This window comes from Trichocoleus sp. ST-U1 (assembly GCF_039961835.1).
In the GTDB taxonomy this organism is placed as follows: Bacteria; Cyanobacteriota; Cyanobacteriia; order Cyanobacteriales; family FACHB-T130; genus FACHB-T130.
Window position 1 is genome coordinate 67,289 of sequence record NZ_JAMPJZ010000007.1, and the last position, 19,277, is coordinate 86,565.

A 19,277-nucleotide genomic window follows, 5' to 3' on the forward strand; every position below is an offset into this window, starting at 1 on the left:
CTATTAGCTTTAATTTTTTTCTAAACGCCAAATATCCTGTATTTTAGGTGAATTATTCTGTGCTACCAAAACAGGTTCTATTTTATAGTTCTGCTCTTGCTTTAGTTTCTGAAGCAGTCCTTTAGACACTTCCAATAAAAAAACATCGCTATAACCATCTGGTACATTGACTGAGCTAGCTTTTTTAGTCAGTATTTTAAACTGTACTTTTGAATCTAGTAGATAGCTAATCGTGAATGCACGGCCTAAATTATCAGTAATTACTAGAGGACGAGTTGCTTGGTTGATTGTACGAGCTACCGCTGGATAGTGTGGGCTTCCAAAAGCCGACCAGGAAGGAGTTTGAGCAATGATTCCACAAGATATAATTCCGCTTAGAAGTACGGCTGATGCTGCTACTTTTCCAAATGTTCTTTGCCAAGATTGTTTGGAACTTAACCAATTAGCTAAAAAGTACGAAACTACTATTTCTAAACCTAAAACGGTAGGGATTAAATATCTAAAACGGGTCGTAATAGAACCTCCGGTAATTATATCCTTGAGCATTAGTAGGATCCCTGTCATCCCAATTAATGTCAAAATAAATAACCATACCCGTTCTGGATTTTTTTTGAAAAATAGATAAAAAGAAAAGCCAGTAATTATTAAGATTAAAGGAATAAAAAATAATTGTAAATATCGTAAACTTTGAGTAAGACCAGCCCAAGGATCGTAAAAATCAACAAAAGTAGTTACTATATTGTCTATCCAGACCTTAATCAGTGATAGCAAAGGGATGCGGCTTGATACCTGATCGACTGAATACGAAGACATACCCGATGCCATAAAAAGATAAAACCATGGCAAAAAAATTAATCCACTACAAGCCGAGGCAAGTAGATAACATATTAAATTTCTGTTAAATCGAAATCTTTCGATAAGAAAAACATAGGCCCCGTGTGCAATTAAAACAAATCCAAATAGTACATTAGAATATAAACCACCAATAGCAGTTATTCCATATATTACCCAACTAAGTTTTGTCTTTGTTCGCATCGCTCTCAAAAGAGCCGCGCTGGATAATAAAGTGACGACTGCCAGTAAACTATACGGTCGCACCACTTGAGCATATTGTAAATGAAATGGAGAGACAGCGACTAAAGCTGTGGCGATCCAGGCGACAAGGTGAAATTCAAATAATTCCCAACATAGCCAATAAATACTTACTAAAACAAAAAGACTAATAAATGCTGAAAAGCTTCTTTGAATGATTAACGGATTACTAAATATATGGGTTCCCAATTCTGACCAGATTCGCATTCCCACTGAAAAAACAGGTGGAAATACATAGGGTTCTACTACCAATCTTTGAATAGATTGCTTGAAACTTATATCAGGATTTATCCACTGATACTTCTGTAGCTCGTCAACTCCAACTACCGAATCATCAACCGCTAAGAATCGTTGACCGAATATGTATGTGGTGCTAAAAGTCTCATCATTTGAATAAATTTTTTGGTCGAGGTGATAAAACCTCAAAAAAATGCCTAAAACCAAAGAGAGAATGAGCAAAGCTTTTAGAAAAAGGGGAAGCACATGAAGATCGGGTGTTGTTTTATTTTCCATAGCTACGCCTCCTTTTTGTCGAGCTGGGTGTATATTTGACCATCTGCCCAGTTAGATTGAATAACTGTACCCAATGCTTTAAAGAATCCGAGAGTGTAGGAAACACCGCGACTAAGGATTTTGATGGGAGAACCGCTTTTGTAACAAGGGGGATGACCTAAAACGTGACAGTCAAATAGCTTGGCAAAGAATCGCAGACATTGAGCTGGGGTGAGGTTTTTGAAGCCTAATAGAAAGTGGTTGTGATAGAAGGTAAGTTGGTACTGGAGCGATCGCGTACTAATATCGTGACAGCCGCCAGTTTCTTCTCCTAGGTGAACTAAATCAGCATCGGGGTCGTACCAAATCTGATACCCTGTCTGCCGCAACCTTAGACAAAAATCTGACTCTTCGCGCACCGCACTCCCTCGAAACCGCTCATCAAAATGCAGTCCGTGCTTCGTAAAAATTTCTCGCCGGAAAGACATATTGCAGCCTCTGGCAGTCAGAACGCGCTGCGGCTTCACGGTATGCACTAAGTCAATGTGGTACCAGGCAATTCCAGGGTCCATCGCTTCTGGGGGCAAATCCTCAATCGTCAACTTATTGCCGGAATCTTCCAACTTCATCCGGTCAAATACTCGCCCTGCCACCGCACCCACTTCCGGACGCTCTAAATAATTGCGAGCATGAGCCTCTAAATATCCAGGCTTTAGCAGAACATCATCATCCAGAAATAACACAATTTCCCCAACTGCCCGCCGTACCGCATAATTTCGGGCACCCGGTAAGCTTGCCCAATCTACGCGAAACCAACGAATTTTACCGCTGTTTGCCAACTCCTCAAGATACGCTTGAGTTTCGGGCTGGTGCGTGGCGGTTTGATCGACCACTAGCACTTCAAAGGCTGGGTAGTCTTGCAGCAAGACATCTTTGAGCGTGTCTCGCAAAGGTTCTTCACGTCCGTAAGTGGGGATAATAACCGAAATCAAAGGCTTCACGGTTTACTGCTCCGAAATGCAATTGAATAGTGAGCGATCGCTGAATACTGAGCGATCGCTGCCGTAATTATGTGGCAGGTACCGGGCTTGTTTTGCCGATAGTACGCCTTCCAGATGATTTGCGGCGTCCTTTCTTCTTCGTTTTAGCCTCATCATTTTCCTCCTCTGCCAATCGCTTCTCTTGTTCCTGCTTATCTATTTCTGGCAATTTAAAAATAACACCGGCAAAAAACCAGTAATAAATTGCCACCTCGGTATCCAAGGGATACCAGTAAGTGTTATAACTTAGCACTAAAATCAAAACCCAAAAACTGGCACCAAAACTGCGTAAACTTTTGTCTTTCACCGAGCGGTAAATTTTGAAAGTAATCGCTGTCAAGCAAGTCACGAAAACTAGAAACGCCAACGTGCCTGCCGGGCCAATTTCGTATAGAACCTTAGGGTAGTAAGTTTCAACCAGCGCTGCATCACCAAAAATTCGGGTGGAATTGGTAGCCGTTCCCAAACCGCGTCCCAAAAATCCCCGCTGTTTCTTCATTGCCCAATTAAATTGCTCCACAATAAATGCTTGGGGAGGTGAAGCATTCCAGCGGCTGACAAAACTATCGATCCGCTCCTGAATTAAAGCTGGGTTGGCGGCGGCGGCGATGCTCAACACCACACCTAGCCCGACTCCAACGGGGATAAACCGTTTGAGGTTTGCTACTTGTCCTGTAAGCACCAGCAGCAGTACGAAGACAACGGGAACCAGCGACAGGGCAATTCTTTGACCGGAAATCACCGCATTGGCAAAGACAAGTGCCATACCGACTAAACCACCAATCCGCCAGAAAAACGAAGTGTCACAGAAGGCAGTTGCAAAGGTAAAAAAGGCGTTGGAAATCAGGAACCATGCCCAGTGCCAAGGAGAGACAAACGTACCTGGTAAGCGAATCATCCCGACTTCCGGGCTGTAAACCAAAGCGCCACCGACAAAACACTTGGCATCCAGGGTTGCCTTAAACAAAGCATCAGCAACCAGTCCTCTGGTACCAGCACATCTACCGCTAGTCAGCATCGAGTACTGAATAAAGCCAAGGATACAGCAGATGATGGCGAGAACCAGATGCATTCGCGTCAGGAAGAGCAATTCCTTTTTTGTCCGAATCAGATAGTAGGCACAAAAAGCCAGGGGAACGTACCCCAGAAAAACTTTTAGACCCAAAACTCCCTGCAAAAAGGGTTGTCCCGACCTACCGCCCGAAAATTGTAGGAAGCCGTTAACAAGAAATAGCGTCAGCCCAGAAAAGACTAATAAAATGTACAAGCTCGGCTTGATCTCTTTAGAAATCAGGATGGGTAGCTTTTTCCTTTGGCAGTCCTTTACTAGAGCAATCAATGCGGGAATATAGATTCCATCTTTAGCCAGCTGGAATACAGGATTTCCGCCACCAATCCAATAGGTGACAGTGCCATTAATCGGTAGGTAAAGGAGGAATGCCCATAGGGCTTTACGGGGGTATTTGTAGGAAAATCCCAGAGCCGGAATTGCTAAAGAGGCTAAGGCAGCTTTTGGTCCAGCGGCGAGAAACAGGAAGATAGCAAGAACGGCGGCAATCCCCACGCTGGCAAAGGCAAATTGAGTGAATTCTTTTCGCGCCTGCTGCGCCTTGCGCTTTTGGGCTAACTGCTCCTTAAGACTTAGGGTTGGCGTTTGAGACTGCTGTTTTGTATTTTTAGACTTTTTGGATTTTAGCTTTGATTTCGGCATGGGGGAGCTTGAAGCTGCCGGTACCCATCGATTTTGGCATACATGATTTGAGATGCGTGGATTAGCGATCGCATCCACCTATCCACGCATCTCTTTCTCAAAATCACGCCAGATGTTGTTCGACGGCGAGAACCAGCTGTTCTGTCCAGTGATTTGTTAAGTCGGCACTGGCGGCTTCCACCATAACTCGGATGACGGGTTCGGTGCCAGAGGCGCGAACTAAAATTCTTCCTTGGTCTCCCATCGCTGCTTCCGCTTGAGCGATCGCATTTGTCACAGCGTCGCACTCTTGCCAACGCCGTCTCTTTTCGCGGTCTTCCACTCGCACATTCCGCAGCAGCTGCGGATAAGTCTGGAAGCTTCCATCGATCAGTTCCGAGAGGGATTGCCCAGTGCTATGCACCAGTGCTGCTATATGTAAAGCGGTCAGCAAGCCATCTCCAGTGAGACTGTAATGGTGGCAGAGGATGTGTCCTGATTGCTCACCGCCCAGCTTTCCCCCAGTCCGGAGCATTTCCGCCTGTACGTACTGATCGCCAACGGCTGTCCTGACGAAAGAACCGCCTAGCTGTTTCCAGGCGCGTTCAAAGCCTAAATTTGCCATGACGGTCGCCACGATCAAATCTCCAGGCAACTGTCCAGCTTGCCTCAGGGTATTGCCCCAAAAATAGAGGATATAGTCGCCGTCAACGACGCGACCTTGGGCATCGACTGCCATGACTCGGTCGGCATCTCCATCAAAAGCAAAGCCTAAGTCGGCACCGTGCTGCTTGACGGCTGACTGGAGGGAGCTGAGGTGAGTCGAACCGCAATTTACATTGATGCGATCGCCGTCGGGACGATCGTGCAAGCAGATGACTTCTGCCCCCATCTCTTGAAACACCGCTGGTGCTAGATGAACCGCTGCGCCCCAAGCCAGATCCAGCACGACTCGCAACCCTTTTAGCCCGATCCCTGGTGCGAGCGATCGCTTCAGCAAGTCCAGATAATTTGTCACTAACTCCGGTCGATGATAATGCTGTCCCCAGCTACCATTCAACGTGGCGAAATTCGCCCTTCCTCTTAAAGCCGCTTCAATGTCCTGCTGCAACGCGGGGGGTAGCTTTGTACCATCCGATCCAAAAAACTTGATTCCGTTATCTTCTGGCGGATTGTGGCTAGCAGAGATCATCACCCCGCCTACGGCTTGGGAGGCGCTGGTGAGATGAGCCACGCAGGGAGTCGGGCATAGCCCTAGATTCCACACTTCCAGTCCCGCTGACGTTAAACCAGCGGCAAGCGCCATTGCTAGCATATCGCTGGAGTTTCTAGAATCCTGCCCTAAAATCACCGGCCCTGAGGTGGTTGCCGATGCCCGCAGCACTTGACCTGCCCAAAAGCCCACTTGCAAGGCTAGGGATGCACTCAGCAATTCTCCAGCTTTTCCGCGAATGCCATCGGTGCCAAACAGGGGAGTCGTTGGCAACGCGAGGAAACTGGAAGCAGGATTATTACCAATCCGGATGCCTGGTTGCTCTACCTCAGTCACAGGACTAGAGAGCTGAGGACGGCTTGGGGATGAAACCATATTTTTAAACCACTCCAACACACAACACACTTACAGTGGAGGATAGCACCTTCCGGAATAACCCAAACCTCTCTTAGGGTCTGCCGTTGGCTTGCTCTAGCTCAAGGCGGCTGCTGAGTGCGATCGCATTCGGATGTTTGCTGGGCAAGACTAGTGCAAACTCAGTTCCCTTCCCCGGCTGCGAATTCACCTCAATTTTGCCTTGATGCTTTTCCATAATTTGGGCGCAAATTGCCAGTCCTAGCCCGGTACCTTTTCCCGCAGGCTTAGTCGTGAAGAAGGGATCGAACAGTTTGTTTTGAATATCTGGGGGAATACCGAGACCGTTATCTCTAATCCGCACTCGTACAAACCCGGGATTTTCTGTTTCTATTTCCGTCTGAATCAAAATCTGCGGGCTGGTTTGCTGGCTTTGCTCAAGCAAGGCGTCAATTCCATTGCTCAAGATATTCATAAATACTTGGTTAAGTTGTGCTGGATAACACTCAACTAAAGGCAACTCTCCATATTGCTTAGTTACTTCAATGCCGCGTTTAAGGCGATGGTTGAGAATCAATAAAGTGCTGTCAATTCCTTCATGAATATCAACAGGTTTCATTTCCGCTTCGTCTAGGCGAGAGAAATTTCGCAAAGACAGCACGATTTGACGGATGCGCTCAGTTCCCATCTTCATCGAAGAGAGTATTTTCGGCAAATCATCAGCGACAAATTCCAGGTCAAATGCTTGAATTTGAGCTTGGATTTCCGGGGCGCTGTTGGGATAATGTTGCTGGTAAAGATCGACCAGAGCGAGTAAATCCTGCGTGTACTCGCTGACGTGGCTCAAGTTGCCGTAGATAAAGTTAACTGGATTATTAATTTCATGAGCCACTCCTGCTACCATTTGACCCAAACTAGACATTTTTTCCGTTTGAATCAAACGGGCTTGAGTTTGCCGGAGATCGTGCAAAGTATGGCTGAGTTCACCAGCTTGAGACACTAACTCAGCATTCAGTTCTTGCAAATGAGCACGAACTGCTTCTAGCTGCTCATTTTTGCCCTCTAGTTCTTCAGTCCGTTCTGCTACCCGTCTTTCCAAAGTCTGGCGAGCGAACTCCAATTCTTGAGTATAATTTGCAACTCGTTGAATGAGGGTGTTGAAGGAAATCGCTAATACTCCAACTTCATCTTGAGTAAGGACAGGAGCTTGCAGGTCAAAATTAGCTTCCTCATTCGCTTGAGTCACTACTTTAGTAACTGCTTCAATCGGATGAGCGATCGCGCGACTGGTATAAATGGCGATCGCGGTTGCGATCGCACTCGACAGTAGCATGGCAGCGATCGTAACCTGGGTTCCTACCTTTTCTGCCTTTTCTAGACCCTCATAGGCTTCTTCTTCTGCCTTGTGAGCGTTTGTAATTAAGATTTCTACGTCTTCTGAAAAGTTGTCAAACTCAGTAGCTACTTTATTATTCGTAAAAGCGATCAGTACCTGCTGTGCGGCTGAAACATCCTGCGTTTTTAAATTCAACTCATTAATTTTTTTAAGGAGAGATTCTACTTGCTGAAAGTAACTTTCTACCGGATTCTGGTTATTTTGAAGAAATTGCTTCAAATCCCGGCGATTAGTCCTATCTGCTAAAGCTCTGATTTCAGATAGCCGATTCTCAACCTCCGCTTTATGCTCCATGAAATGAGCATAGTGTTCCCTAAATACCTCTGGTTGCGATATTAAAGAAATAAATTGTTGCTGGTGGTTTCGTGCCTCTAGGACGTTAAACCTCAAGTCATTGAAAAGAAGTGTTTCCTTATGTACCCTCTCTAGATTCTCCCTAGATTGATCTTCATAGTAATAATCTCCTACCGTACGTCCTATGGCGGTTCCTACAATCGCCACAGCCAGAGTTAGGGCATATCCAAAACCAATTTTCTTTCGGATACTGAGACGATGGAGCAATCGGTTTGCCCAGTCTGGAGAAGGTTCTGGGGGTCTGAGTTGGCTTTGTGGCTCAGACTTAGCAGCAACGACCCGTTCGTGTGGGGTAAAGCTAGCGTCTGGAGATGGCATAGTCGAAATTCCAGTGGGATACTCAATGATAGTTTTCCCTTAAAAATATTTAATCTAACAATAGATAAATATTAGATTTTGTCTGACCTAAGCCGCTAATGTTTATTTCTTACCTACTTCCTTAGCTTTCGCAAACCTAAACTAACTAGTTGATTAAACTCCCGCCTCTAACAACAAGGGTTGAATTGCCTCCCAAGTTAATCCTTGCTCTATATAATGGGGAGCTTCCGGATTGTAAGGGGAAAGAACTCTATCAATAGAGATAATCGATGCCTTATCTGGTAGCACCGGCACATCCGGATCGAACGCTGTTGGGCGCATCAAAGAACTAGAATATCCTTTAAAGATGGCAATTTTGTCTTCTTCTCCAGCAATTTCAGCCGTGACAACCAGGACTTCATGAGGGCGCTTGGCGGTGTATCGCTCTAGACGCTGCCCAACAGCATTACTCATATTTGATGCGGGGTGTAAAAGGTTAAGGACAAACAATTAAAAAGCCAAAATTAAAAAATCAATATTTTTTAATTTTTAATTTTTAATTGTTTTTACTGTTCCATTGCTGAGCGTCCCTCCTTGCCCAGCCGGATCAAGACAAAATAACTCAAGTAAAGTACATAAATCACCAATCCCACCATCGCCAAAAAGCCTAAAAATCGAGGTGTATAACTGGGATGGAAATACTGTTTGTACATCCTAGGTGCTTCTAACCAAACGTCACAAAATGGTTTCTGGATTGCTCCTGGGGAAAATGCACAAGACAGGAAAGGAAGGAAAGCTAAAGCGCCCAATGTTAAATAAACACTGACAGCCCAACGCCACGCTGTTAGCACTAGCTTTAGAGGACGCAGTGGTTGATCGTCAATTTCATCGTTGATATCTACCCAAAACCAGAGTGATATGGGAATCAACAGGCGGGCAAAGAAAGACGACACGTAGGAAATAGGCCATCCAGCAATCATCAAGTAAATTGTAATCGCCAGTAGACTAGAAACCCGCCAGTAGATGATTAACAAGCGCACCATTGCATCGGCTTTCTGGATAAAAGCCCAGATCAGCAGAATCAGCGGAATGATAACAGTAAATAGTAGCGCTAGTCGGTAGTCCATCCAAACTAACGGTCGAAACCAGAGGTTGTCATTGTCCATTGGCTGTGTATGGCAGAAAGGGGAATTTTACCCACTCATTTTAACTGTCTAGGTGCAACTGCCACTCAACGAATCTCGTTGCTCTAATTGCCTGCAACAGCTCCCTACACTTGAGGAAAGGGAATTTTTTCTCTTTCCCTTATCTTTACTTTCCCGCTCCAAAACTGCTTCTTTTTCACTTGTGGGGGCAGGGAGCTTAGATTCGTTTCCCGATTGCTCAGTAGGGGTAGGGAAACCCCTGCGCTACTTTTTTGGCTTACGCGAGAAGCCGCTTCAGAGCGATCGCATCTGTCGCATCAAAACAAATATCGGTATAGATAGCTACGCAAAACGAAAAAACAAGCAACTCGAACGACTTCAATCAGGTTCTTGTTGCTTGTAAGTGCCAGAAATTTATCCGGTGAATTCGTGCAGCGAAAACCAGCTTGGACTGGCGGCATTTAGCACTGAATTAAGTTTATTCTTCGTAGACCCGGCACTCATCGGCTCCTGGATTAGCGTCACAATACCGCTCCAGAGAATTCTTCGGCTTGGTTTCCCGCTGATGGGATGCTTCTGCTTGCAATTCTTCAACGGCATCCCAGGCAGCGGCACACTCACCGGAACCTGCGCCCTTTGTATCGCACACAGTCCGGGCTTGCTCGCGCTCTTGTTCAATTTGGTCTTGGATGTTGCTCATAATTCTCGTCCCCGTTTCTTGTTTTAATTCAGGAAACCTGGTGAATTTCGACCGTTATCGGTAATCTCCAATCAGGTGTTCTGCTCGCTGACTCTAAGTTTTCAGTCGTTCTTTCTTTGTCATATCAGCAAGTGACAGCACCTGAACAGGATCGATCTTTATCTTTTAAGATTTGGTCGTTTCTGACTCACCGAGGTGCCAGTATACACTTAACCGGCTAATCTATGGTTATCTTCACCATATTAACTAATGTTAAGGCGCTACTGCCACTCGCCAACTCCTCCCCTAGGGTTGAAGTAAGGGACTCTACAACCTGTGCCTTGCGAGTGTTAGGGTAATGATAAGGCTTTGATACCCTGCCAATCCGCCCAAGAGCATTGGCTTACAAAAGCGCATTTTTGTGTAATCCCTATGGCTAAGCAGATCAAGTGGACGAACGCCTTATCAACCCGTCCGTCTTTGGAAGCGGCAGTGGCAGAAGTGGTTGAACGTACGACTCTGGCGTTGCAGGCATCGGCTGACTTGGGGCTGGTGTTCATCTCGTCTGCCTATGCGAGTGAATATTCACGGCTGATGCCATTGTTGCAAGAACAACTTAATATCAAAGCGCTGATTGGCTGTGGTGGCGGCGGCATCATTGGCATGAATTCGCAGGACGAAGTGGAAGAAGTCGAACAAGAACCCGCATTAAGCCTTAGCTTGGTTCATCTTCCTGGAGTCAATGTTCGCGCATTTGAGATTTCTAGCAATGCTCTGCCCGACCTAGATAGCTCACCGGATAATTGGGTTGACCTGATTGGCGTATCACCCGCTGATGAACCCCAGTTCATCTTGTTAGCCGATCCTTTCTCTTCCAAGATTAATGACTTACTTCAAGGACTGGATTTTGCTTATCCAGGATCGGTGAAAGTGGGGGGACTGGCTAGCACTGGCAGTTTGGGTAACAACACGGGTTTATTTTGTAACTACCAGCTCTACCGCGAAGGAACGGTTGGCGTCGCTTTAAGTGGCAATATTGTACTGGAAACAATTGTGGCACAGGGCTGTCGCCCGATTGGGAAGCCTTATCGAATCACGAAAGGAGAACGGAATATTCTTTTGGAACTGGCTCCCCAAGAGGATAGTGCCGAGGTGAATGACTGTGTCGGAAAGTCTGGGACGCCTCTGGAAATCTTACAGGATTTAATCGAGAATTTGAGCGAGGCAGACCGACAGTTAGCACAGCATTCGCTGTTTGTAGGCTTAGTGCGGGACGAATTTAAGTTAAACCTGGAGCCGGGAGATTTTTTGATCCGCAACTTACTGGGCGTAGATCCTAGAGTGGGGGCGATCGCAATTGGCGATCGCGTCCGCCCCGGTCAGCGCATCCAATTCCACCTCCGAGACGCCCTAACCTCCGCAGAAGACTTAGAACTCCTCCTCCAGCGCTATCAAAAACAGGCACCTAACGATTCTCCATCTGCCGGTGCTTTGATGTTCTCCTGCCTGGGGCGAGGAGAAGGGCTTTATGGGCAGCCTAACTTTGACTCCGAGCTATTTCGTCGCTATCTAAAAGACATCCCCCTGGCGGGTTTCTTCTGTAATGGTGAAATTGGCCCTGTAGGAGGAAGTACCTTCCTGCATGGATACACTTCAGTCTTTGGTATTTGTCGCCAAAAATAAATTGATTACAGTTTGGAAACTTTATACCTCAAGACGGGGAACAGGTAATTCCTGAAAAAACAATTACCGATTACCAGTTCCCGAACTATTTGTTTCACAATTCCGGCACAGTTAGATTAAATGTTGCTGGAATCGGTAAGTTTAAGACCCCCAACTTTTACTAAATTCTCAGCCGTACCATTGCGTTTGGAAACAACCTTAGCCGGTACACCTACAGCAACCGAATAAGGAGGAATATCTTTAGTTACGACTGCGCCTGCACCGATGACACTACCCTTACCAATCGTGACTCCATCCACGACGGTTACTTTGCTTCCCAGCCAACAATCATCTTCAATCACAATTCCCTTGCAGGTATCACCTTGGCTGACAATCGGACTTGTGGCATCGGCAAAGTTATGATTGCTAGCATAAATGGTGGTATGCGAAGAAATTAAACAGTCTCTGCCAACTTTGATTTGACTGCCAGATAAACAAGTGTATGGACCAACATACGTATTGTTTCCAATTTCAATGCAACCTCCAGGCATAACTTTGATATCAACGCCACGGTCGAGCCTAACCCGCTTTTTCAGACAAATTTTACTGTTTTGACCACCAGCATATAAATAAATATTTCTGCCTAGGGACACCTCCTCTTCAAGATAAATTCGACTATTCTGATCGCCGCTTTCTAAGAGAGTTCCCCGAAAAATTTTAACTTTATCTCCAATTTCAATACAACAAGCGCGAATAAACTCAACACCTGGTTGAATCAGAACAGACTTACCTATACGTCCTAAAATACTCCGATAAAAAAAGTTTCGCAGTCTTAAACCGATTGATAAGGGGAACCACCCAAAAAATGTAATGAATAAAGATTCTTTCTGACGGTTCCATTGGGAAGGATAGCGGTAATTTTGAATGTCCATGGCTGTTTCTGTCAAATCTGATTTTGGTAATAACAGATATCAAGCGATCTGTAACAGGAATTGAGTTTTTGCTCAGCAGCAGGAAGACTATTTAAAATAGCCTTCTCTATTAAATTGTTAAGAGTCCGCAACTAAAATTTCCTGTTTTATTTCGCGTTCGCAAACGCTATTTCGCTGAGAAATAACCCTAGCAGGAACGCCAACTGCAACTGAGTAAGGGGGAATATCTTTGGTTACAACCGCGCCTGCGCCGATGACGCTTCCCTTCCCAATGGTGACTCCATCGAGGACTTTGACTCCACTGCCTAGCCAACAGTCATCTTCAATCACAATTCCTTTGCAAGTGATACCTTGCTTCCAGATATAAACTGTAGGATCTGCAAAGTTATGATTATTGGCATAAATTCCTACGTGTGATGCGATTAAACAGAATTTGCCAATTTTGATATTACCTGGACCGCCTAAACAGGTATAGGGAGAAATATGCGTTCGTTCCCCAATTACAATATTGCAGTTACCTCGTTCGGTAACATTAATATCAACGCCTCGATCGAGGCATACTAAATCTCCCAGAGAAATCTTACTGTTTTCGCCGCTAGCGTTTAGGCGAACGTCTCGAAGAATTTTGACATTGTCTCCAACTTCAATAGAAGAAGCATTCAACAATTCAACTCCACTTTGAATGTATAGAGCTTTACCTACCCGACCTAAAATTGTTGGGTAGAGTAGTCTTCGCAGCATCGTACCCAACGGTCGCCGAATTCCTCCTATTAAGGTAATTAAGAGGAATTCGTTCATCCGCGACCATCGGGAAGGTTCTAAATATTTTTGTGATAAAGATTGGGATTTTTCCGCACTTATGTTGTTAGTCATGGTAAATGCACTCCAAAATCATCTTAAGAAAAACTAACATTTGATGATTTGTAGGAGTAACTATCTCTTGAACGAAATCAGTACAGCTTCAGCAAGCTTGTCTTTGACTTCAAGCCATCAACCTAAGGCAACGATTAGAGGCAAGATTCTCCAAAAAAGCTGGAGTTGTTGTTAACTTACAGTCATTTCAAAAGTAATACCCGTTCGATACAACAGACTCTTACTCGTGTTAGTTTCAATGCCCCCAAACCCAAGGAAGCTTAAAAGCCTAAGCTATAGGCTTTAAAGATAGTTACTATGAGCAAGCAAAATTTTTACTTATGCTTGCCAAAATCCTGAAAATTTTAGGAAACTAGCTTAGTTTCTTTTCACTGCGATCGCCTAATCGTCTGGCTTCGCCTCTAAACCGCCTTAACTAAGGAGGAGTATCTCCAACTTCAGCCATCACATTAAATTCCACCATCGGTGCAAACAACATGGCACTTCCGCGATGGCTATGACGACTTTCTTCTATCCAGTTTCGTTGGTCTACTACTAAGGTCACGATGTAGAGCGTGGATTTAGAGACTTGTATCTAGACTGAGGATGAGCTTAAGCAATGCTATGGCACTTTAGAGACACTTTACTGAAGGTAAAGATTGAACAGCATCTTACTAAAGATAGATCAAAGAGCTGATGAATTAGGTTATAGAGATAAAGTTGTGTAATTGTCAATGAGGGCGGGGGTGCCATCAGGAGAGATCGCGCCAAATGACTCGAAATAGCGCTTTGCGACTGGGGGAAAGTGGGAGAAATCAAATAAAGCATCCCCCTTGGCAACATCTGCCCAAAAATAGCGTAAATTGGGTGCGAGTATCTCTGCCTCTGTCATCGGGATAGTTAAGGGTGGCTCAGTCAGCAACTTGAGCATGAAGGGAAGCGAGCGATCGCCCATCCAATCTCTTGAGAATTGTGGCAGCGTTGGGAAATGGGGGACAGATTCCACCCGATGCGACTCAATCTGCAAGGATTTTTTGCCTTGGTTATCGGTGCGGAAGTTCAAGATCCGGTAGGGATGAGGATAGCTAACCAGAGAACCTGTGGTAATCTCGTAAACACCGCGATCGCAAGCAATATCCTGAATATGCAAATGCCCTGTAAAAATTAGATTTACCCCCGCCTCGCGGAGCATTTGCAGCAGCACTGGCGCATTCTCTAACATATACCGACGCCCTAGCTGGTGGGTGGATTGTCCGGGTAGATGCTCGACGACGTTGTGATGCACCATCACCATCACTAACTCATTATTAATCTCTTTCAGATGTTGTTGCAGCCATGCCAACTGAGCATCATCCAAACGCCCTATCTGTTTCCCGCGATCGCTAAAATTATTGGAATTCAGCCCAATTAAACGCACTCCGGGTAGAATTTGAGTCGTGTAATACAGTTGCTCCGGATGCTCGTAGCCAAACTGTTCGTAATAGCGGGGAAACTCTTGGAGTCCAATGGCGCTATCAGTAGGGAGTAAACTGGGTACATCATGATTCCCCGGTACCACGTAGGCGGGGAAAGGGAGCTTCAAGAGGCGTTTTTGCAGCCAAGCATGATTTTCTGGTTCCCCATCCTGCGTTAAGTCTCCCGGTATCAACAGAAAATCTAAGTTGAGTTGTTCCAGATGTCTCAGTACAATCTCCAATGCTGGGATGCTGACTTCTACCATGTGAAAACGGCTGGGATGATCCGTAATCGTGTCCGGAAGTGCAATGTGCAAGTCGCTGATGACAGCAAAACGAAAATTGAGACTCATAGCGCCAACGCAAAAATGGATGAGGGAATGTGATAATAGCGATCCCCGTCGATCATAACCTTTGGTACATTCTCTTCCGCACGCGAAGCAGTTAGTGCGCCAAGTTCGCATCAAAACCTAACCCCCAACCTCCTTCCCTACCAGGAAAGGGAGCGAAATGCGCTCTGGAGGCTAAAATATGCCTGTTTCTTCTCCTTGTAGGAGAGAGTTAGGGAGAGGGAAAAACTTTGTGTTGAATGATATTAGTTACTGAATCGCTAACATCCAAAAAAGGAGTTTCATATTGTCACCCGTCCGAGTTCGCCAACACGTTAATCCACTTTCCGCCAAGTATCAAACGCCGGTAAATCCTCCCGACTGGCAGAATATTTATGCCGATCCGACAAAGCCGCTGCATTTAGATATTGGGTGTGCGAAGGGGCGGTTTTTATTGAAAATGGCGACTGTAGAACCCGATTGGAATTATCTGGGTTTAGAAATTCGAGAAACGTTGGTAGAAGAAGCCAATGAATGGAGACAGCAGGCGCAATTAGAAAATCTTTACTACTTATTTTGTAATGCCAATAACTCATTAAATCCTATTTTGAGTTCCTTGCCAGTCGGCACCTTGCAGCGCGTGACCATTCAATTTCCCGATCCGTGGTTTAAAAATCGACACGCCAAACGCCGGGTGGTGCAGCCAGAAATGCTAGAAGTTTTGGCAAAGTACCTGGTTACTGGAGGAGTGGTTTTTGTTCAGTCAGATGTTGAGGCGATCGCAGTGGAAATGCGCGATCGCTTCTCCTGTTCCCCAGCCTTTCAAAGACAGGGAGGCGATGACTGGTTAGACACAAATCCCCTGCCAGTGCCAACCGAACGCGAAATCAGTACCCTTTCTCGCGGCGAACCCGTTTATCGCGCTTTATTTATCAGAAGTTGAATTTTGAGGGTTGAGTTTTTAATGATTAGAAAAAGAGAGCATTTTCAAACTCATTACTCAACCCTAAACCTTCCAGACTTTCCTAAATCCAATTCGGCACCCACTGGCGTAACCAAGGTGGCACAGACCGAACATTGAAGCGCGGTATCAAGATTTGATAATCTCTGGGAGATAAGGGCAAACCTAAATAGATTGGCATCCAGAACACAAAAGCTGCCAAGATCGCAAAAATTACTGTCAGCGCGATCGCTCTTAATTCACGCGCCGGACTTTGCAGCCACCTATCAACAATCCAGGCAAGCGCCAACCCCGCAAACACAGACGCTCCCATGTAATGGTACAAAAACGTGCAGCGAGTTACCCGCACCCAAGGCAGCACATTCGCCAGCCAGTTTAGAACCAAGTACAAGGCAATCCAAGTTGAAACGCTTGGAGTAAATTTCCATCCTTTCCCAGTCAAGAAGTATTGAGCTAGCAAAAACAGCAGCAGTAAAATTGCCGCCGTTGAAAGAATCCACAGCACTGGATTTCCCATCGCGTGGACATCGTAAATCACGTTACCCACCCCTTTCGGTAAAGGCGGAAGTGCGGGTACCGCCGTATTCGTATTTTGAGCCGTTTGGTAAAAGTACGCCACCGGGCGCAGCATCAACAGCCAGGTATACCATCTGGAGCAGTAAGGATGAATTTTCGGCCCATCACCCACTCGTTGATGGTATGCCAGAATTTGCCTTTGCACCTCCCAAAATCCAAATTCTGGGTTGAGTTGAATGTGAGGAATCCAAATAACGGCGTAAAAAAGGAATGGGATGATTGCTAAATTTACTAATATGTGCAGTAAATTTAGCTGCGTCAGGTTTTGTAACGGGGTCAGAGTCAGGGCTGAGGAGCTAGGATTTAGGACTGAGGACTGAGGGCTGAGGACTGAGGAGTCAGGAGTCAGGACTGAGGAATCAGGAAAAAATCGCCTCTGCTCCTCCGATCCTTGACTCCCAGGTTCTCCGGTTTTTTTGCTCGCTTTGTCGGATGCCTGTTGCACCCATTGCATCGCCCAGGCAAAACCCCACATAAAGTAGGCACCTAACAGAAACCACAAGCCATTCCACTTGATAGCCACTGACGCCCCGAAAAAAATACCGGCTAGTGCTAGCCAAAACCAGCGTCGCATCGCTTGATTCGCGAGACTTAATAAGAAAAACCACTGCCCCAGCAGTCCAAAAATAACCAGATAAACGTTATTCAGGGCATAGCGCGACTCTACCAGAAATAAACCATCAGCGGCAGCAAAGATAGCAGCGATTAACGCATAGCTGCGCCGATAAGTGAGTTGATAGGCAATTCCCCCCAGCACTAAGGGAATAAATGAGCCAGTCAGCGCATTTAGCCAACGGTAACTCCAAGGCGAATGTAGAGAACCCGTCAGCCCGTTCATCGTATCTTTCCCGAAGGGTAAGCGATCGCCTATCCACATCCCCACAGCGATGATGTACTTGCTCAAAGGGGGATGCCCATCAAAAAAGGGAGTCCGGGTTAAATAGTTGTTGGCAAACTTTGCATAGTAAACTTCATCAAACACTAAAGTATTAAATCGTTCCAGCCCCCAAAAACGCAGGGCAAGCGAAACCAAGAATACGCCAGCCATTCCAATCCAGAACCACCGTTGGCTGATAGAACGTTTGTTAAACAAGAACATAAAAACCTGCTCAAACGCTTCAAGGCATTTCCAAACTGTGTAGCATCATCCCAAAAATTTCTCAATAAAACTTTACTCTGAGTAGAGTGCGTGTCAGACAAAAAAATGAACAAGGATGAGTTGAGCCAGAGTGAAGTCGTTGCCAGTCAAGGATCTTCGCCCCCACCGACCGGGTGGCAGGGTGCAATCGCGCGATTTTTTAAATTTGAGGAATTCCACACCAACTTTCGCACCGAAGTGTTGGCAGGCGTGACCACGTTTATGACAATGGCATATATTCTGGCAGTCAATCCGGGAATTTTGTCAAATGCCATTTTTCTGGAAAAACCGCAAGATTTATTTGGGGAGTTGGCGATCGCAACCGCGATTTCCAGCGCAATTGCGACCTTGATGATGGGATTAACCGCAAATTATCCCTTTGCTTTGGCACCGGGAATGGGACTCAATGCCTTTTTTGCCTTTTCTGTCGTTTTGGCACTGAAAATTGATTGGCGAGTTGCCCTCAGCGCCGTTTTGATCGAGGGGCTAATTTTCATTGCCTTGACGCTATCAAGTATTCGCAGCCAAATTATCCGCGCCATTCCCGAATGCCTCAAACAAGCGACAGCAGCGGGAATCGGTTTATTTATCGCTTATATTGGCTTAGCTGGCGATCCGAAAACGGGGGGTGCAGGGATTATTGTGGCGAACCCAGTCACGAAAACAGCCTTGGGCAACTTGCAACAGCCACAAACACTGGTAGCGATCGCGGGGATTCTCATCACCTTTGCTTTTGTCGCTCGCCGGGTTAAAGGAGCGCTATTATGGGGAATTCTCGCGACTGCCTTGTTGGGATGGATTCTTCGCATTACACCCCCGCCCTCTGGAATTATCGCACTTCCCCAATGGCCTGGAGATTTGCTCGGTCAAGCTTTTCAGGGGTTGAGTCAGATTAACCAAACCAACATCTGGAATTTGATCGCTGTCACCTTTGTCTTTCTGTTCATCGATCTCTTCGACACCATCGGCACTCTCGCCGGTGTTGGCATCCAGGCAGGCTACATTGATGAAAATGGGGAACTGCCCCGCGCAAGTGAAGCGCTGATGGCAGACGCCGTGGGAACCACCGTAGGGGCAATTCTGGGAACTTCCACCGTCACCACCTATATCGAGTCAGCCGCTGGCGTCTCGGAAGGAGGACGCACCGGGTTTACTGCCGTTGTCGTCGCCGCTTTATTTAGTTTGTCGATATTTTTTATCCCTTTGTTGGCAGCAATTCCCGCCTTTGCTACAGCACCCGCACTGCTCGTTGTTGGCGTCTTGATGGCAGGAAATGTCCGTCTAATTCGTTGGGACGATCCTGCCGAATCAATTCCCTCTTTTTTGACGATTCTCCTGATGCCTTTGACTTACTCAATTGCCGAAGGTTTATCAATTGGTTTTATGACTTATCCACTGGTAAAAACATTTCAAGGAAAAGCGCACGAAGTCAGTTTAGCTGTGTGGATTTTAGCTGGAGTATTTGTACTGAGATTTGTATTTATGGCGGTAAACTCTGCTACGTAAAGTAACGACTTAGAAGCGAGCAGAAACTCCATTTCTAAATCCTTTTGCCAAAAAATTGCTTTTTTAAACCACAAAGGCACTCAGACACCAAGATGAAGAACTTCGTGTTTCCTGA

The 19,277-nt window shown here is 45.9% G+C and carries 16 protein-coding genes; 3 read left to right on the top strand and 13 right to left on the bottom strand.

Going from position 1 to position 19,277, the window contains the following annotated elements; translation table 11 throughout:
- Nucleotides 1-9 precede the first annotated feature (9 nt).
- The 8 genes from NDA06_RS04680 to NDA06_RS04715 all read right to left on the bottom strand — a co-directional run bounded on the left by NDA06_RS04680 (nucleotide 10) and on the right by NDA06_RS04715 (nucleotide 9,773).
- Entirely contained in the window at nucleotides 10-1,605 is a 1,596-nt protein-coding gene (locus NDA06_RS04680; RefSeq protein WP_190984825.1) for a glycosyltransferase family 39 protein, read from the bottom strand.
- A 2-nt stretch (nucleotides 1,606-1,607) separates the two neighbouring features.
- Nucleotides 1,608-2,585 carry a hormogonium polysaccharide biosynthesis glycosyltransferase HpsN gene (gene hpsN, locus NDA06_RS04685; RefSeq protein WP_339380834.1) on the bottom strand — a complete coding sequence of 326 codons (978 nt, stop codon included), beginning with the start codon at nucleotides 2,583-2,585 and terminating at the stop codon, nucleotides 1,608-1,610.
- A 67-nt stretch (nucleotides 2,586-2,652) separates the two neighbouring features.
- Nucleotides 2,653-4,335 (bottom strand): hormogonium polysaccharide biosynthesis protein HpsL, encoded by a 1,683-nt coding sequence (gene hpsL, locus NDA06_RS04690; protein WP_190410412.1) that lies wholly within the window; start codon nucleotides 4,333-4,335, stop codon nucleotides 2,653-2,655.
- A gap of 103 nt (nucleotides 4,336-4,438) precedes the next feature.
- Entirely contained in the window at nucleotides 4,439-5,902 is a 1,464-nt protein-coding gene (gene glmM, locus NDA06_RS04695) for a phosphoglucosamine mutase (RefSeq protein ID WP_190410413.1), read from the bottom strand.
- A gap of 73 nt (nucleotides 5,903-5,975) precedes the next feature.
- On the bottom strand, nucleotides 5,976-7,949 hold the full coding sequence (locus tag NDA06_RS04700) for an ATP-binding protein (RefSeq protein ID WP_190984824.1): 1,974 nt from the start codon (nucleotides 7,947-7,949) through the stop codon (nucleotides 5,976-5,978).
- Nucleotides 7,950-8,102: 153 nt separating this feature from the next.
- Nucleotides 8,103-8,402, bottom strand: a complete 300-nt coding sequence (locus tag NDA06_RS04705) for a hypothetical protein (protein ID WP_190531479.1) — start codon at nucleotides 8,400-8,402, stop codon at nucleotides 8,103-8,105.
- A 92-nt stretch (nucleotides 8,403-8,494) separates the two neighbouring features.
- Nucleotides 8,495-9,094 (bottom strand): DUF3177 family protein, encoded by a 600-nt coding sequence (locus NDA06_RS04710; RefSeq protein WP_190410416.1) that lies wholly within the window; start codon nucleotides 9,092-9,094, stop codon nucleotides 8,495-8,497.
- Between the two features lie 457 nt (nucleotides 9,095-9,551).
- Nucleotides 9,552-9,773 carry a Calvin cycle protein CP12 gene (locus NDA06_RS04715; RefSeq protein WP_190410417.1) on the bottom strand — a complete coding sequence of 74 codons (222 nt, stop codon included), beginning with the start codon at nucleotides 9,771-9,773 and terminating at the stop codon, nucleotides 9,552-9,554.
- A 411-nt stretch (nucleotides 9,774-10,184) separates the two neighbouring features.
- Here NDA06_RS04715 and NDA06_RS04720 point away from each other — a divergent pair, with 411 nt between their 5' ends.
- Nucleotides 10,185-11,435 carry an FIST N-terminal domain-containing protein gene (locus NDA06_RS04720; RefSeq protein WP_190984823.1) on the top strand — a complete coding sequence of 417 codons (1,251 nt, stop codon included), beginning with the start codon at nucleotides 10,185-10,187 and terminating at the stop codon, nucleotides 11,433-11,435.
- A 116-nt stretch (nucleotides 11,436-11,551) separates the two neighbouring features.
- Here the strand turns inward: NDA06_RS04720 and NDA06_RS04725 are convergent, their stop codons facing one another.
- The 4 genes from NDA06_RS04725 to NDA06_RS04740 all read right to left on the bottom strand — a co-directional run bounded on the left by NDA06_RS04725 (nucleotide 11,552) and on the right by NDA06_RS04740 (nucleotide 15,005).
- A complete protein-coding gene (locus NDA06_RS04725; protein WP_190984822.1) occupies nucleotides 11,552-12,346 on the bottom strand; it encodes an acyltransferase in 795 nt (264 codons plus the stop codon).
- Between the two features lie 117 nt (nucleotides 12,347-12,463).
- Entirely contained in the window at nucleotides 12,464-13,219 is a 756-nt protein-coding gene (locus NDA06_RS04730) for an acyltransferase (protein ID WP_190984821.1), read from the bottom strand.
- Nucleotides 13,220-13,634: 415 nt separating this feature from the next.
- A complete protein-coding gene (locus tag NDA06_RS04735; RefSeq protein ID WP_277877460.1) occupies nucleotides 13,635-13,763 on the bottom strand; it encodes a hypothetical protein in 129 nt (42 codons plus the stop codon).
- A 141-nt stretch (nucleotides 13,764-13,904) separates the two neighbouring features.
- On the bottom strand, nucleotides 13,905-15,005 hold the full coding sequence (locus NDA06_RS04740) for a metallophosphoesterase (protein ID WP_190984820.1): 1,101 nt from the start codon (nucleotides 15,003-15,005) through the stop codon (nucleotides 13,905-13,907).
- Nucleotides 15,006-15,288: 283 nt separating this feature from the next.
- Here NDA06_RS04740 and trmB point away from each other — a divergent pair, with 283 nt between their 5' ends.
- On the top strand, nucleotides 15,289-15,924 hold the full coding sequence (gene trmB, locus NDA06_RS04745; RefSeq protein WP_190984819.1) for a tRNA (guanosine(46)-N7)-methyltransferase TrmB: 636 nt from the start codon (nucleotides 15,289-15,291) through the stop codon (nucleotides 15,922-15,924).
- An 82-nt stretch (nucleotides 15,925-16,006) separates the two neighbouring features.
- On the opposite strand, the gene NDA06_RS04750 is transcribed toward trmB, so the two are convergent.
- On the bottom strand, nucleotides 16,007-17,617 hold the full coding sequence (locus tag NDA06_RS04750; RefSeq protein WP_190410422.1) for a phospholipid carrier-dependent glycosyltransferase: 1,611 nt from the start codon (nucleotides 17,615-17,617) through the stop codon (nucleotides 16,007-16,009).
- A gap of 90 nt (nucleotides 17,618-17,707) precedes the next feature.
- On the opposite strand from NDA06_RS04750, the gene NDA06_RS04755 reads away from it, so the two are divergent.
- The gene (locus NDA06_RS04755) at nucleotides 17,708-19,162 is read left to right on the top strand and encodes an NCS2 family permease (RefSeq protein WP_347276999.1); all 1,455 of its coding nucleotides are present in this window, start codon (nucleotides 17,708-17,710) and stop codon (nucleotides 19,160-19,162) included.
- Nucleotides 19,163-19,277 lie beyond the last annotated feature (115 nt).